Raw genomic sequence first — 14,481 nt, 5'->3', positions numbered from 1 at the left:
CCGGGACGACCCCGGCTCAGGTCGCCTCGTCTTCGAGATGCAGCTTCATGTCGATGAGCACCTGCTGCAGCTGCGTCGTCTCCCGCAACAGACGCTTGGCCTCATTGACCGTGATCACCCCATCCTCGATGGATTGCTGATACTCGGCCATCAGGATCGCGAACCGCTGGCTGAGCGCGATCACATCCGCGTTCACCCCGCCCTTGTCATCCGCATTGCGCCGGGTGCCGTCAAAGGACAGGCTGATGCCCTTGAGCTCGGCCAGCGCCGCCGTGACATGCGGATAGGACGCCGCCTCTTCGAGCGCCGCCACAGCGTCGATCGGCATGAACCGATCGGCATGTTCGTCATGGTCCGAATAATACCGCCCCAAGGTCGCCTTGGACTTGCCGGTGAGCTCGCACGCGGGCTCGATCCCAACATCCTTGACCAGCGCCTCGGTATGTTTCTTCAGATAACCTCTGATCGTTGACATTTACCCATCCCTGCCTACGGCCCCGACGTCGGGGGAACCGTCAAACTCTTTTCCCATTACTGTCTGCCTTTCCAAATGTCACTTGTAAACCAATCCCGAAGTAAACCGGGACAACCTGTTGCTCTGCATCCCCAATGCCGGGCAGCCTGGCGGGGTCGGTACGGATTGGGGCTTTGTCCCTCCTCTTCGTATAAAATACGCTGGATCGAAGCACGTCATCGTCCATCCCCGAAGCTTGGCTTCTAGATGGCGCGCCCAGACACAGAGTGGATGGCCCCGCCTGCCCCGGTTTGCCCAAATCGCCCCTCACGCCCGCTCGACAATCACCGACCCAACCGAATAGCCCGCGCCAAAGCTGCAGATCAGCCCGACATCGCCGGGCGCCAGATCGTCGGAATATTTCGCGAATGCGATGATCGACCCGGCAGACGAGGTGTTGGCGTAATCCTGCAAGATGTTGGGCTGCTCTTCCGGCTCCGGCACCCGGCCGAGAACCTTGCGGCCGATAAAATCATTCATCGACTTGTTGGCCTGATGCAGCCAGAGCCGCTTCAGATCATCCGCCGCCACGCCCTCGTCCTCCATATGGCCCGCGATATGGGCCGAGACGAGCGGCAGCACTTCCTTAAAGACCTTCCGCCCCTCCTGCATGAACTGCATGTCGCGCCGGTCCGCCATCTGGCCCGGCCGGGTGCGCCGGAGAAAACCGTTGTTGTTGCGGATGTTGTTGGAAAACTCCGTGGCACAGCGGGTCGACCGGATGAGGAAATGCGCGCCTTGGGCTGCCTCGGCGGGCTCGACCAGTGTCGCGGTGCAGACATCGCCAAAGATGAAATGACAATCCCGGTCGCGCCATTCGAGATGCGCCGAACAGATCTCGGGATTGACGATGAGCGCGCATTTCGCCGATCCCGCCCGCACCATATCCGCCGCCGCCTGGATGCCGAACGTGGCCGAGGAACAGGCGACATTCATGTCAAAGGCAAAGCCGCCCGCGCCCAGCAATTGCTGAATTTCAATGGCAATAGCGGGATAGGCGCGCTCGTGGTTCGAGGCGGCACAGATGATGAGATCGACCTCTTCCGCCCGCCGCCCGGCCTGCGCCAGCGCCTTTTGCGCCGCGTCAATCGCCATTTCGGCCATCATCGACGGGGCCTCGTCGGCGCGGGCTGCAAAGACCGGATGCATGGTCTCGGGATCGAGAACCCCGGATTTGTCCATCACATAGCGCTGCTCGATCCCCGAGGCGCTGAGGATGAACTCGGACGAGGACGGCGCCTTGGCTGCGACCTCTCCCGCCGCAATCGCCTCGGCGTTGTCGGCGTTGAACTTTTCGGCATAGGCGTTGAAGGCAACCACCAGCTCGTCATTCGTGATGGTTTGCTCGGGGGTGAATACCCCGGTCCCGGTGATGGCGGGCTGGATCATGTAGTGGCTCCCAAAATAGCCGATCCAACAGACCCGAGCCCTGCCCCGAGGTCAAGCTTGACGCTTGGTCGCTCGCGCAAACTTGAGCGAAACCGCCGCTAAACCCCTGAAAATACCCGGATCAGTTGACCAGATTGGGCGGTGCCTCGCCCGCAAAGAAGGCCCGCAGGTTCTCCACCGCCATATAGCCCATCGCCTCGCGCACCTCGAGCGCGGCGGTCCCGAGATGCGGCAAGAGCACCACATTCTCCATCGCGCGCAGCGCTTCGGGCACCTCCGGCTCATGCTCATAGACATCAAGCCCCGCGCCCGCGATGCCGCCCTCGTCGAGCACCCGGATGAGCGCCGCCTCATCGACGATATTGCCCCGCGCGATATTGACGAGATGGGCATGGCCCTGCATCGCCCGCAGGAATTCGGTGCCGACGAAATGATGGGTCTCGCTGCCGCCCGGCATGGCGATCACCACCACATCGGCCCGCGCCGCGAGCGCCAGAGGGCTGAGCTTTTCCGCCGGGAAATCAAGCTCTTTCACAGACCGGTTGGCATAGAGCACATCCATGCCAAAGCCGAAATGACAGCGCCGCGCGATGGCCTGCCCGATCCGCCCCATGCCGAGAATGCCCACCGTCTTGCCGCTCAGATGGAGGCCGAGCATCTGCGTCGGCTGCCAGCCGGTCCAGCGCCCCGACCGCACCAGCCGCTCGCCCTCGCCCGCGCGCCGCGCCGACATGAGCATGAGCGTCATCGCGACATCCGCCGTGGCATCGGTGACAGCGCCGGGCGTGTTGGTCACCGCGATGCCCACCGCGCGCGCCGCCTCGGCGTCGATATGGTTATAGCCCACGCCAAAATTGGCGAGGATCTTGCAGCGCGGGTTCTCCGCCTCGGCAAAGGCTTCGGCGCTGAAGAGATCGCCGAGCGTCGGCAAGATCCCGTCATAAAGCGCCAGCGCACCGCGCATCTGACCGAGCTTGAGAGGCGCCGCCTCGTCACGCAGCTCGATCTCGAAATGCTTTTCCGCCTCCTGCAGCACGGTGTCCGGCAGGCGTCGTGTGATCAAAACCCGGGTCAATGCATCCGCTCCCCATTGGCAACCGTCTGATCCGGGGCCAAAAGGACGATGCCGCCCTCGGCATCCGACAGGCCCAGCACCAGAACCTCGGACATGAACGGTCCGATCTGGCGCGGCGGAAAATTCACCACCCCCATGACCTGACGACCGACCAGGGTCTCTGGCGTGTAATGCGCGGTGATCTGCGCCGATGTCTTGCGCTCGCCGATCTCCGGCCCGAAATCGATCCAGAGCTTGATCGCCGGTTTGCGCGCCTCGGGAAAGGGCTCGGCCCGCAGCACCGTGCCGACCCGAATATCTACCTTGAGGAACTCGTCAAAAGTGATCTCATCAGCCACGCGCCAACTCCTTTGACCGGTCTGTCGCGGCGGCCACGGTCCGCGCCATCAGGGGCGGCAGGCCGGTTGTCTCATCCATCAGCTGCTCAAGCCCGGCCTGCGTCGTGCCATTGGGGCTGGTGACATTGACGCGGAGCTGCGCCGGGGTCTCCTCCGCCGCCTCGGCCAGCGCCCCGGCCCCGGCCACCGTCGCCTTGGCAAGCTGCATGGCAAGCTCGGGGGCAAGCCCCTGCGCCTCGCCCGCCTGCGCCAGACATTCGATCATATGGAACACATAGGCCGGGCCAGAGCCGCTGACCCCGGTGACCGCATCCATCTGGCTTTCGCTCTCGAGCCGGACGACCTGCCCCACCGCACGCAGCAGCTCTTCGGCCATGTCGAGATGCGCGGCGCTGGCGTGGCTGTTGCCGATGATGGCGGTGATGCCCCGGCCCACCGCGGCGGGGGTGTTGGGCATCGCCCGGATGATCGGGCTCTGCGCCCCCATGGCGGCCTCAAAGGCCGCAATCGACGTGCCCGCCGCGACCGAGACAAACAGCGTCTCGCCATTGCCCATCGCCGCGATCTCGGGCAGCGCATCGCCCATCATCTGCGGCTTGACCGCGATGAGAACGATCGCCGGGGCCTTGGGCAACGCGCCGTTGATGGTGACACCGGTGGATTTGAGCCAATCCGACGGGCGCGGATCAATCACCCAGACACTCGTGGGCGGCAGACCATTGGCCAACCAGCCCTCCAGCATCGCAGATCCCATCTTGCCACAGCCCAATAGGACCAGACCGCCCTCGGCCACCGATTGCATCACCATAAAACCCTCCCGCATGTCGTGTTGCGGGAAGTGTTACGCCCTGCCGTAGGCCTCTGCAATGGCAACCTGCATCGCCTCTTTCGGTTCGCGATTGCCCCAGGCCACCAGCTGAAATGCCGGGTAGAACCGCTCGGCGCTGAGCACCGCGGCGCGGATCAGCGTGTCGATCTGCTCGGCACAGACCTCCTGCCCGCCCGCCATCAGCAGCCCATAGCGATAGACCATGAGCTTTTGCTCTTCCCAATAGGTAAAGGCCCCGGCCCAGCATTGGTCATTGACCTCGTTGAGCGTGTGATACAGCGCCGGAAGCTTCTCGGCCGGCGGCTCCATCTCGAAGGTACAGACCAGCCGCAGCGTCTCGTCATAGCCCGACCAGGCCAGCGTGATCGAATAGGTCCGCCACTGGCCTTCCACGGCCATGGCGATCTGATCGTCCCCGATCCGGTCGAATTCCCATTCATGGTGTTCGGCAACATGCTCCACCAGATCAATGGGATGCATGTCTTCTGAATAAAACTGCTCGGATAATGCCATGGCGCCACCTCGTTTTTTAACTTAGCGCTCGGGAATGGCAGCCTCCCAAGCGCTAGGTGCCTGCTCTAGGGACAGGGGCTATTCCACCTGCCCTTACCAGATATGGTGGGCCAGCAAGCTGCGCCTGTAAAGCAATTTGTTGTGGATAAACGCAATAAGTTGTGGATAGCTTACAGACAGCCACCAACCCTTGGTTGGCGGCCGAATGCCTGCTCCCTGACGAAAATTCATCCCCCAAATGCGAAACGGGCGGCCAAAGCCGCCCGCCGCCGTGTCCCATGCCCCGCCCTAGCGGTTGAGGAATTCGAGCTCGAACTTGTCCTCGTAATCGGGGCGCGGATGCTCTTCATGCAGGGTTTTCACCATGCCATAGATCATCAAGAGCACGATCACCGCGATCGGCAGCCCGGCCACGATCGACGCCGTCTGCAGCGCCGACAGACCGCCGGCCAGCATCAGCACCGCCGCCACCACACCGGCCGACAGACCCCAGAAGATGCGGAACCGCACCGGCGGGTTCTCATCGCCCATCGACAGCATCGTACACATGACGAGCGTGCCACTGTCCGACGAGGTGACGAACCACGAGATCAGCAACAGGGTGATCAGGAAATTGATCGGCGTGGTGAGCCAGTCATAGCCAAAGCCCGCCACCGTCTGGAACACGCCCCGCGCGTAATCGGCATTGACCGCATCGACGACCGCCCCCTCGTTAAAGAGCTCGACCCCCGCCGCCGCGCCACCAAAGACGCCCATCCAGACCATGACCACCGTCACCGGCACAAAGAGCACGGCGAGACAGAATTCCTTGATCGTCCGGCCCTTCGAGACCCGCGCGATGAACATGCCGACAAAGGGACACCAGGCGATCCACCAGCCCCAGTAGAAGATGGTCCACCAGCTTTGCCATTGGTTCTCGGGATCGCCGATGATCTTGAACCCCATGGGCACCACGTTCCACAGGTAGTCACCGATCCCCGAAATCGTCACGCCGAGCAAGAACGCCGTCGGCCCAAGGATCAGGAACAACAGCAACAGCCCAAGGCTAAAGAGCACGTTCATCTCCGACAGGATACGCACGCCCTTGCCGACGCCTGACGCCGCCGAGGCGGTGCCCATCACCGTGATGATCGCCACGAGGATAAGCTGATTGGTGAGGTTGTTCTCGAGCCAGCCCAACCGCTCCAGCCCCGCCGCAATCGGCGTGATCCCGAGGCCGAGAGAGGTGGCAATGCCAAAGATCGTGCCAAACACCGCGATCAGGTCCACCAGATGCCCCCAGGGCCCATAGATCCGCTCCTTGAGGATCGGATAGAGCGCCGCCCGCGGTGTCAGCGGCAGATCATGGCGATAGGCGAAATAGGCCAGCGACATCCCCGCCAGCACATAGAGCCCCCAGCCATGAAACCCCCAGTGAAAGATCGTCACCGTCACCGCCTTGACCGCGGCATCGGTGCCCCCGGCGGCAATGCCCGCGCCTTCGGCAAAGGGATTGCCCTGAATATGGAACATCGGCTCGGCCACGCCCCAATAGATCAACCCAGAGCCAAGCCCCGCCGAAAACAGCATGGCAATCCAGGAAAAGGTCGAGAAATCCGGCTCATCCTCTTCCTTGCCAAGCTTGACATGGCCAAAGCGGCTAAAGAGCAGCCAGACCGAGAAAAACAGCGCGGCATTGACCACCAGAACATAGAACCAATCGAGGCTTCCGATGATGAAATTCTTGCCCGCCGAGAACACCTCGGACGACGCGTCCACATCGCGGACCGTGTAGAGGACAAAGGCGAGGATCATCACCATCGACCCCACGGCCATAAAGGTGTTCATCCCCTTGAAAATCCCGGATTTCGCAATGAGATTCTCAGGCAGCTTGGGTTTTGTAAGCGGCATGGTCTCCCCCTCCCCTTAACGTGTTGTGCCAGCAGGGCCCTGCCGGTCATTTTTGTTGAGCCAGGCCTGAAACGCCTCGTCGAGGCGGGCGTGATGCTCGGCCCACCAGGTCGCATCAGAGACAAGGCTGAGATTGTCGGCATAGCTCGGGCTGTTCGGGATCTGCGCCAGAACCTCCTCCGAGAGCAGCGCCAGCGACGATTTGCGCGTCGGCCCGTTGGGCAGGTGGCTCACCATCTGCGCCAGAGAGGTGGAACTGCTCGCATAGCGGATAAACGCGAGCGCCGCCGCCTTGTTGCGGCTGCCTTTCGGGATGCCAAAGAGATCCATCTCGAGGATGCGCCCATCAAAGACGATGGCGAAATCCGCGCCCTCTTCCTTGGCCGCCGTCGCCCCCGTGGTGGCCCAGATCGACGACAGGACAACCTCGCCCCCGTTCAAGAGCCGCACCGGCTCGCGCCCTGCCGACCAGAGCTGAAGCCCGGGGCGGATCGCCTCCATCACGTCAAAGGCCCGCGCCACGCCCTCCTCGGTCTCGAGCAGCGGATAGACCTCGTCGCGCGCCACCCCATCGGCCATGAGCGCCCATTCCATGATCACCGTCGGATCATTGCGAATGGCGCGGGCGCCGGGATAGGTCTCGACATCAAAGAAATCGGCAATGCCGCTCGGCGGGCTGTCGCCAAAGGCCGCACCGGAATAGGCAAATGCCGTGGCCCATTCAATGACGCCGACACCGCAGGGGCTGAGCGCGCCTGCGACGAAATCCTCCGCCGCCGGCGTGCCATCGCTGCCATCCGGCAACTCGATGTCCGAAATGTCTTCCAACAGCCCCGCGTCACAGGCCCGCAGCAGATCCGCCTGGGTCAGATCCACCACGTCCCAGATGACATTGGCGGATTCGACCTGATCGCGGATCTCGTCGATGCCGCCATTGTAATGCGCCACATGCAGGCGCTGCCCCGTCGCCGCCTCATAGGGCCGCACAAAGCCGAGCATCTGCGAGCGCATATAAGGCCCGGTCCAACTGGTGAAGGTGAGATTGGGGATGGTCCCGCCCCCGGCGTCCTGCGCGGACAGAGGGCTCGCGGACATTCCGCAGAGAAACAGCGCGGACGCCAGAAGCCCACAAAGCGGGCGTTGGGTTATCGACATGGCATACTCCTACCGTAAGCAACGAACTGGAAAAATCTTACTCCTTTTCCTCAGCGATGCAGCAACGGGAGGATCGAAACAGCCGGGCCGCCCCATGGCAAGGGATTTCGGCTACGGCGGTGCGGAGCGGGCGGTGACGGGACAGGGCGGTCGCTCAGAGCCACGACAGATCGCCCCGCGCTTGCATCCCGGCGCGGGTGGCAGATCATGGATGATGGGGGAGGTGGATCGGCGGGGACCGGCCAGGGCCCGATCAGAGGGCCGAAAGAGGCACTGTCGTTTTACCGACGCAAGACCGACGTGCTGCCGACCCGGCATTTTGCCGGATCGAGGCAGGGCAAAACCTCCTGATCAGCGCCGAAACCGGCACCGTCGCTTTACCGACGTCATACCGACGTGTCACCGACCCGGCTTATTTGCCGGATTGGCCTTCGAGTTTTTCGAGCCGCGCCTTGAGGCTTTCATTCTCTTCACGCGCCTTCTGGGCCATCGCACGCACCGCGTCGAACTCTTCGCGGGTGACGAAATCGCGATCCGCCAACCAGCGGTCGAGCATTGATTTCATTGCCGTTTCCGCCTCGTTCTTCGCGCCCTGCGCCACGCCCATAGCATTGGTCATCAGCTGCGAAATATCGTCGAGCACCTTGTTGCGGGTCTGCATCGCTATCCTCCAGAATATACAGGGGCTATATGGGGTGGATGCCCCCTGTTCTCAAGCACAGAGTTCACCCCCATATGACAGATATGTGATCTCTTGACTCTGCCCCCGCCCCATGGCCAACAGGCCCTATGATAGCCGCGATCCCCTTCCCCGACATCTCGCCCGAGATCTTCACGATCTCGCTCTTCGGCCTCGATTTCTCGCTGCGCTGGTACGCGCTGGCCTATATCGTGGGCATCGTTCTGGGCTGGCGCCTCGTGCTCGCCACAGTGAGCCGCCCGACGCTCTGGCCCGGCGACACCTCCCCCATGACACGGACCCAGGTGGACGACCTCCTCACCTGGGTGATCCTTGGCATCATCCTCGGTGGCCGGCTCGGATTTGTGCTGTTTTATCAACCCGGTTACTACCTGTCGAACCCCGGTGACATCCTCAAGATCTGGCAAGGCGGCATGGCGTTTCACGGCGGCTTCCTCGGCGTTCTGATCGCCGCCACGCTCTATTTCCGCAAGGAAAACATCCCCTGGCTCTCGGCCGCAGATGTGCTCGCCATGGTCACGCCCATCGGGCTCTTGCTGGGCCGGATCGCCAATTTCATCAATGCCGAGCTCTGGGGCCGCCCGACCGATCTGCCCTGGGGCGTGATCTTTCCCGGCGCGGAGGCTCAGAACTGCGGCACGCTCGCCGGTCTCTGCGCCCGCCATCCGTCACAGCTCTACGAAGCCGCTCTCGAAGGGCTGATCCTCGGCGCGGTGCTGATCTGGCTCGCCTATCGTCGCGGCGCGTTCAAACGCCCCGGGCTCATCCTCGGCCTCTTCGTGGCGGGCTATGGTCTCGGCCGGTTCCTCGTTGAATTCGTGCGCCAGCCCGACGCCCAGTTCATCTCGCCCGGCAACCCGCTCGGTCTTGCGTGGCAGATGGGCGGCTACGGTCTCACCATGGGGCAAATCCTGTCGCTGCCGATGATCGCGGTGGGTCTTTACTTCGTGCTCCGCGCCCGCCGCGCATGACCCCGCTCAAGACCCTGATATCACGGCAGATTGCCGCCACCGGCCCGATCAGCATCGCCGATTACATGACCCTCTGCCTGCTCCATCCCGAGCATGGCTATTACCCCACGCGCGATCCCCTCGGCGTCTCCGGCGACTTCATCACCGCCCCGGAAATCAGCCAGATGTTCGGTGAACTCATCGGCCTCGCCCTGGCCCAGAGCTGGCTCGATCAAGGCGCGCCAGCGCCCTTTGCCCTGGCTGAGCTTGGCCCCGGACGCGGCACGCTCATGGCCGATATCCTGCGCGCCACAAGCAAGATCCCCGGCTTTCACGCCGCCGCCCGCCCGCATATGGTCGAGGCCTCGCCAGCGCTGCGCGCGCTGCAGGCCAAGGCGGTGCCCGGCGTCACCCATCACGACCATATCGACACCCTGCCCGAGCTGCCGCTTTTCCTTGTCGCGAACGAGTTTTTCGACGCCCTGCCGCTGCGCCAGTTCCTGCGCAATGGCGATCAGTGGCGCGAACGGCTGGTGGGGCTGGATGAGGGTGGTGCGCTTTGCTTCGGCCTCGCCGCGCCGCTGCCGCTCAGGGCGCTCGACCATCGGCTCGCCGACACCACCGAGGGCGATATGGTCACGCTCAGCCCCGCCTCAGAGGCCATGGCCGAAACCCTCGGCACGCGGATTGCGACCCATGGCGGCGTGGCGCTCCTCATCGACTATGGCGACTGGCAGAGCGCGGGCGACACGTTCCAAGCGGTCAAATCCCACGCCAAGACCGATCCGCTCGAGGCCCCCGGCACCGCCGATCTCACAGCCCATGTGGAATTCGCAAGCCTTGCCCGCGCCGCCGCCCCTGCTGCGCATAGCCGCGCCACGCCACAGGGCGTCTTTCTCGAACGGCTCGGCATCACCGCGCGGGCACAGGCGCTGGCCTCCGGGCTTACCGGCGCGGCTCTCGACGCTCATATCGCCGCACATCGCCGCTTGACGCACCCAGAGGAAATGGGGACGCTGTTCAAGGTGATGGTGCTTTACCCCGCGGGCACCGCACCGCCAGCTGGATTTGACCTATGACCCTTGAAATCATCACCGCCGACAGTCTCACTCCGCTGCGCCACGGGTTCTTTACCCGCAAGGGCGGTGCCTCGTCGGGGATTTTTCAGGGGCTGAACTGCGGTCAGGGCTCGTCGGATCAATCCGAGATCGTCGCCATCAACCGCCGCCGCGTGTCCGAGGCGATGCAGGTCGATCAGAGCCATCTCGTCTCACTTCATCAGCTGCATTCGCCCGATGTCGTCCATGTCACCGAGCCCTTTGCGGCCAAGCCTAAGGCCGATGCGATGGTCACCGCGACGCCGGGCATCGCGCTCGGCATTCTGACCGCAGATTGCCAGCCGGTGCTCTTTGCAGATGCCACGAATGGGGTGATCGGCGCGGCCCATGCGGGCTGGAAGGGCGCGCAGCTCGGCGTGCTCGAGGCGACGCTCGATGCGATGGAAGACCTTGGCGCAGAACGGGCCGAGATCTGCGCCGTGATCGGCCCCTGCATCAGCCAATCCGCCTATGAGGTCGGCCCGGATTTCATGGACAGCTTTACCCTAGACGACCCAGAGGCCAGCCGCTTCTTTGCCAATGGCCAGGGTGACCGGCTGCAGTTCGATCTGCCGGGCTATGGGCTCTACCGTCTGCGGCAGGCTGGGGTCGGCCATGCCGAATGGACCGGCCATTGCACCTATCAGGATGCGACTCGGTTTTTCTCCTATCGGCGCACCACCCATGCCGGCGAGGTCGATTACGGTCGGCTGATTTCGGTCATCCGTCTCTGAATCTGGCGCGATTTGGGCGAAGACCCGCTAGAAATCGCCGGATTCTGGCCTCAAGAAATTCGCACATTCTGAAAACATCATAGTTTTCAAGTGATTGCCGGAATGCGCCTCAGCCACATTCCGCGCCGTTCCGACCTCTCAAATCTCTCACAAATTGTTCGCAAAGCCCAAACATGGCCGCAATATCCCGGCAAATTGTTTCCAGAACGAACAACAGTAAGTCCCAAAAAACGGGGACAGTGTGAGGAGCCAAGACCATGAAGAAGCAACGCCGTTGGATGACATCCGTGATTGAAGCGAGCAAATCCCCCGTTGCGCCGCTGCCCTTCCAGCGCGGCTATCGCAAGGTCAAGGTCGCAACCCCCGTTTCCGCCAAACGCGCGAGCTAACCCTCCCGCGTCCCCGCCGCAGTCTTCCCCCCTCGTGGCAGCAAAAGGCCGTGTCCCCGGATGCGGCCTTTGTGTTCCCGGCCTTTCCTCTGAAGGGCCTGGGCGCGACTCGGATTGTGGCGCGATTACAGGCTGAACTTTCAACAATCCTCACCAGACACCGCGATTATCCCGCGCATCAGCGCCAATTTCAGTGAAAATTTGACATAAATGCGCCGCCCCGGCTCAACTATGGCGAGATAGCAGATTAACTCTGTCTTTCTGTCGCTGTTCGGTGGGGGCCGGTACAGATAAGACCCGAAGGACAAAGGTCATAGATGGTTTATTCCCCCTCGGCGCCCCGTATTATCGCGCCCCGCACCACGCATCCCGCATCCAATCGCCCCGCCTCACGCCCTCAGGACATCCGTCCGACCGCCCAGCGCGTCTATGATGTCTCTTGGCTCAACCGCCATGACGGCTCGGTCCAGCGCTCTCGGGTCGAGGCCCCGGCCGGTCCGATTTTCGAGGCGGCGTTCTCGGCCTTTGCCCGCGGCACGCTCATCACCACGACTCAGGGGCCCGTCGCTGTCGAAGACCTCGTGCCCGGCATGCTCATCCAGACCCGCGAGCGCGGCCCGTCGCCGCTGCTCTGGATCGGCTCGATGCAGCTTGCGCCCGACAATATCGCGCCCGTGGCACCGCTAACCCGCGTGATGACCGATGCCTTTGGGCTGGGCCGCCCCTCGCCCGATTTCCTCGCCGGTCCCGGCGCGCGCCTGTTGCAGCGCACCACCGGCGGGCCCGGCGACAACAGCCTGCGCAGCGTGCAGAGCTTTGCCGATGGCCATAGCGTGATCCCGCTGCGCCCGCCCAGCCCGGTGCGGCTCTACCATCTGGCGCTGCAACGGCACGCGACGATCACCGCCGCAGGGCTCACCACCGAGAGCTTTCACCCCGGCGCGGGGTTCAATTCCATCGTCTCTTATGAAACCTCGGTGCGGTTCATGGCGCTGTTTCCGCATCTGCGCAAAACCTCCGAATTCGGAAGCCTCGCCCATCCGCGCCAGCCCTTGCCAATGCCGATCGAATGATCGCTTGCGCGGCGCTCAGGCGTCGCGCGCCAGCCGCTCTTCGAGCACCTCGAAGGGCACGCCGGGATCATCCTTGGCGCCCCGGATCACCAGCGATGTCTTGACGCTGGCCACATTCTCGGCGGCGGTCAGGTCGCGGGTCAGAAACTGCTGAAAGGTGCTCAGGTCCGGGGCCACGCATTTGAGGATGAAATCCACCTCGCCATTGAGCATGTGACATTCACGGACCAGCGGCCAGCCCCGGCATTTCTCTTCAAAGGCGCTCAGATCGCTTTCGGCCTGACTCACCAGACCGACGCTGGCAAAGACCTGCACCTCAAAGCCAAGCTCGCGGGCGTCCACATCGGCATGATAGCCCTTGATATAGCCGCTTTCCTCCAACGTGCGCACCCGGCGCAGGCAGGGCGGCGCAGAGATTCCGACACGTTTGGCCAATTCCACATTGGTCATCCGCCCATCAGCCTGCAGTTCGGCCAATATCTTGCGGTCGATCGGATCCAGTCGTGTCGTCGCCATGCGAGCCCCCTTGAATTTCGCGATTGTTATAGCAGCCATGCGCATACACGCAATATTGTTTCGCCCAGAAGCAACATCCTTTCGCACAGGAATTTTTAGGTGACGGCTTTGTCATAAAACTGGGGCTTTCACGTGCGACCGGGGGTGACTATATCCGGTAGCCGAACCCTGCCCAAGCTGCCAAGGAGCCCTTTGATGTCCGACCCCCGCCACACCCGTGTCCTGATCATCGGCTCTGGCCCCGCTGGCTATACCGCTGGCGTCTATGCCAGCCGCGCGCTGCTCAACCCGATCCTCGTGCAAGGGATCGAGCCGGGCGGTCAGCTCACCACCACCACCGAGGTGGAAAACTGGCCCGGCGACAGCGAAGTTCAAGGCCCCGATCTCATGGTGCGGATGGAGGCCCATGCCAAGGCGATGGGCTGCGAGATCATCGGCGACATCATCACCGATCTCGATCTGTCGCAACGTCCCTTCACCGCCAAGGGCGACAGCGGCACGGTCTATACCGCCGATGCGGTCATCCTCGCCACTGGGGCGCGCGCAAAATGGCTCGGCCTGCCGTCGGAAGAGAAATTCAAAGGCTTTGGCGTCTCGGCCTGTGCCACCTGTGACGGGTTCTTCTATCGCGGGCAGGAAATTGCGGTGATCGGCGGTGGCAACACCGCGGTCGAAGAGGCGCTGTTCTTGACGAATTTCGCCTCCAAGGTGACGCTGATCCACCGCCGCGACGAGCTGCGCTGCGAAGCGATCCTCGAAGACCGCCTGCGCAAGCACCCGAAAATCGAACTGCTCTGGGATCACACGCTCGACGAGGTCTATGGCACCGACACGCCGCTCGGCGTCGAGGGGATCAAGGTCAAACATGTGAAGACCGGCGAGATCACCGACATCCCCGCCAAGGGCGTCTTTATCGCCATCGGTCACGCCCCCGCCAACGAACTGGTCAAGGATCAGCTCGAGTTGCACGCCGGCGGCTATGTCAAGGTGCAGCCGGGCAGCTCGCTCACCTCCATCCCCGGCGTGTTCGCAGCCGGCGACATCACCGACCCGATCTACCGCCAGGCGGTCACCAGCGCCGGCATGGGCTGCATGGCCGCGCTCGACGCCGAACGGTTCCTCGCCGAAGCCGAATAAGCCCTCCTCCGGGTGGGCACCCTGTCCACCCGGAGCCCCCTACGCGACACCCAAGATGCCCCCACGCCGCTCTGTCGGGTGTCTCCGACACAACCGACGGGCAGACAGCGTTCACAGCGCGCCGATCCCCGCGAGATGAGCGTCCAGCTCTCACGCCCCCTGTGGAATAAAGGTCTCAATTT

General features: G+C 63.1%; 16 protein-coding genes. 6 read left to right on the top strand and 10 right to left on the bottom strand.

Annotation, left to right across the window (positions count from 1 at the left end; translation table 11 throughout):
- Window positions 1-16 precede the first annotated feature (16 nt).
- The 9 genes from ISM_RS10990 to ISM_RS10950 form a co-directional block, all read right to left on the bottom strand.
- Window positions 17-475 carry a hypothetical protein gene (locus ISM_RS10990; protein WP_009814237.1) on the bottom strand — a complete coding sequence of 153 codons (459 nt, stop codon included), beginning with the start codon at window positions 473-475 and terminating at the stop codon, window positions 17-19.
- 306 nt (window positions 476-781) lie between these two features.
- Window positions 782-1,903 carry a beta-ketoacyl-ACP synthase III gene (locus tag ISM_RS10985; protein WP_009814236.1) on the bottom strand — a complete coding sequence of 374 codons (1,122 nt, stop codon included), beginning with the start codon at window positions 1,901-1,903 and terminating at the stop codon, window positions 782-784.
- A 121-nt stretch (window positions 1,904-2,024) separates the two neighbouring features.
- Entirely contained in the window at window positions 2,025-2,978 is a 954-nt protein-coding gene (locus ISM_RS10980) for a 2-hydroxyacid dehydrogenase (protein WP_009814235.1), read from the bottom strand.
- A complete protein-coding gene (locus ISM_RS10975; RefSeq protein WP_009814234.1) occupies window positions 2,975-3,316 on the bottom strand; it encodes a tRNA-binding protein in 342 nt (113 codons plus the stop codon). Before ISM_RS10975 ends, ISM_RS10980 begins: the two co-directional genes overlap by 4 nt.
- Window positions 3,309-4,124, bottom strand: coding sequence for a pyrroline-5-carboxylate reductase (proC, locus tag ISM_RS10970; RefSeq protein ID WP_040618030.1), 816 nt, complete (start codon window positions 4,122-4,124; stop codon window positions 3,309-3,311). Before proC ends, ISM_RS10975 begins: the two co-directional genes overlap by 8 nt.
- A 33-nt stretch (window positions 4,125-4,157) precedes the next feature.
- Window positions 4,158-4,658 (bottom strand): type III secretion system chaperone family protein, encoded by a 501-nt coding sequence (locus ISM_RS10965; protein ID WP_040618029.1) that lies wholly within the window; start codon window positions 4,656-4,658, stop codon window positions 4,158-4,160.
- Window positions 4,659-4,946: 288 nt separating this feature from the next.
- Complete coding sequence (locus ISM_RS10960) at window positions 4,947-6,548, bottom strand: BCCT family transporter (protein ID WP_040618028.1); 1,602 nt, start codon at window positions 6,546-6,548, stop codon at window positions 4,947-4,949.
- A 15-nt stretch (window positions 6,549-6,563) separates the two neighbouring features.
- Window positions 6,564-7,643, bottom strand: a complete 1,080-nt coding sequence (locus ISM_RS10955) for an extracellular solute-binding protein (RefSeq protein ID WP_050754136.1) — start codon at window positions 7,641-7,643, stop codon at window positions 6,564-6,566.
- Between the two features lie 472 nt (window positions 7,644-8,115).
- On the bottom strand, window positions 8,116-8,364 hold the full coding sequence (locus ISM_RS10950; RefSeq protein ID WP_009814229.1) for an accessory factor UbiK family protein: 249 nt from the start codon (window positions 8,362-8,364) through the stop codon (window positions 8,116-8,118).
- A gap of 128 nt (window positions 8,365-8,492) precedes the next feature.
- Here ISM_RS10950 and lgt point away from each other — a divergent pair, with 128 nt between their 5' ends.
- The 5 genes from lgt (at window position 8,493) to ISM_RS10930 (ending at window position 12,646) form a co-directional block, all read left to right on the top strand.
- On the top strand, window positions 8,493-9,374 hold the full coding sequence (gene lgt, locus ISM_RS10945) for a prolipoprotein diacylglyceryl transferase (RefSeq protein ID WP_009814228.1): 882 nt from the start codon (window positions 8,493-8,495) through the stop codon (window positions 9,372-9,374).
- Complete coding sequence (locus tag ISM_RS10940; RefSeq protein ID WP_009814227.1) at window positions 9,371-10,432, top strand: class I SAM-dependent methyltransferase; 1,062 nt, start codon at window positions 9,371-9,373, stop codon at window positions 10,430-10,432. The genes lgt and ISM_RS10940 overlap by 4 nt, the downstream gene beginning before the upstream one ends.
- Window positions 10,429-11,184 carry a peptidoglycan editing factor PgeF gene (gene pgeF, locus ISM_RS10935; protein ID WP_009814226.1) on the top strand — a complete coding sequence of 252 codons (756 nt, stop codon included), beginning with the start codon at window positions 10,429-10,431 and terminating at the stop codon, window positions 11,182-11,184. The genes ISM_RS10940 and pgeF overlap by 4 nt, the downstream gene beginning before the upstream one ends.
- Before the next feature lie 257 nt (window positions 11,185-11,441).
- Window positions 11,442-11,573, top strand: coding sequence for a hypothetical protein (locus ISM_RS18595; RefSeq protein WP_276514674.1), 132 nt, complete (start codon window positions 11,442-11,444; stop codon window positions 11,571-11,573).
- Window positions 11,574-11,890: 317 nt separating this feature from the next.
- Window positions 11,891-12,646 (top strand): Hint domain-containing protein, encoded by a 756-nt coding sequence (locus ISM_RS10930; protein ID WP_009814225.1) that lies wholly within the window; start codon window positions 11,891-11,893, stop codon window positions 12,644-12,646.
- A gap of 15 nt (window positions 12,647-12,661) precedes the next feature.
- Here the strand turns inward: ISM_RS10930 and ISM_RS10925 are convergent, their stop codons facing one another.
- Window positions 12,662-13,162 carry an Lrp/AsnC family transcriptional regulator gene (locus tag ISM_RS10925; protein ID WP_009814224.1) on the bottom strand — a complete coding sequence of 167 codons (501 nt, stop codon included), beginning with the start codon at window positions 13,160-13,162 and terminating at the stop codon, window positions 12,662-12,664.
- A gap of 195 nt (window positions 13,163-13,357) precedes the next feature.
- Here ISM_RS10925 and trxB point away from each other — a divergent pair, with 195 nt between their 5' ends.
- Entirely contained in the window at window positions 13,358-14,299 is a 942-nt protein-coding gene (trxB, locus tag ISM_RS10920; RefSeq protein WP_009814223.1) for a thioredoxin-disulfide reductase, read from the top strand.
- Window positions 14,300-14,481: the final 182 nt, after the last annotated feature.

The sequence above is a fragment of the Roseovarius nubinhibens ISM genome, from assembly GCF_000152625.1.
In the GTDB taxonomy this organism is placed as follows: Bacteria; Pseudomonadota; Alphaproteobacteria; order Rhodobacterales; family Rhodobacteraceae; genus Roseovarius; species Roseovarius nubinhibens.
This window is presented reverse-complemented; position numbering and strand designations above follow the sequence as displayed.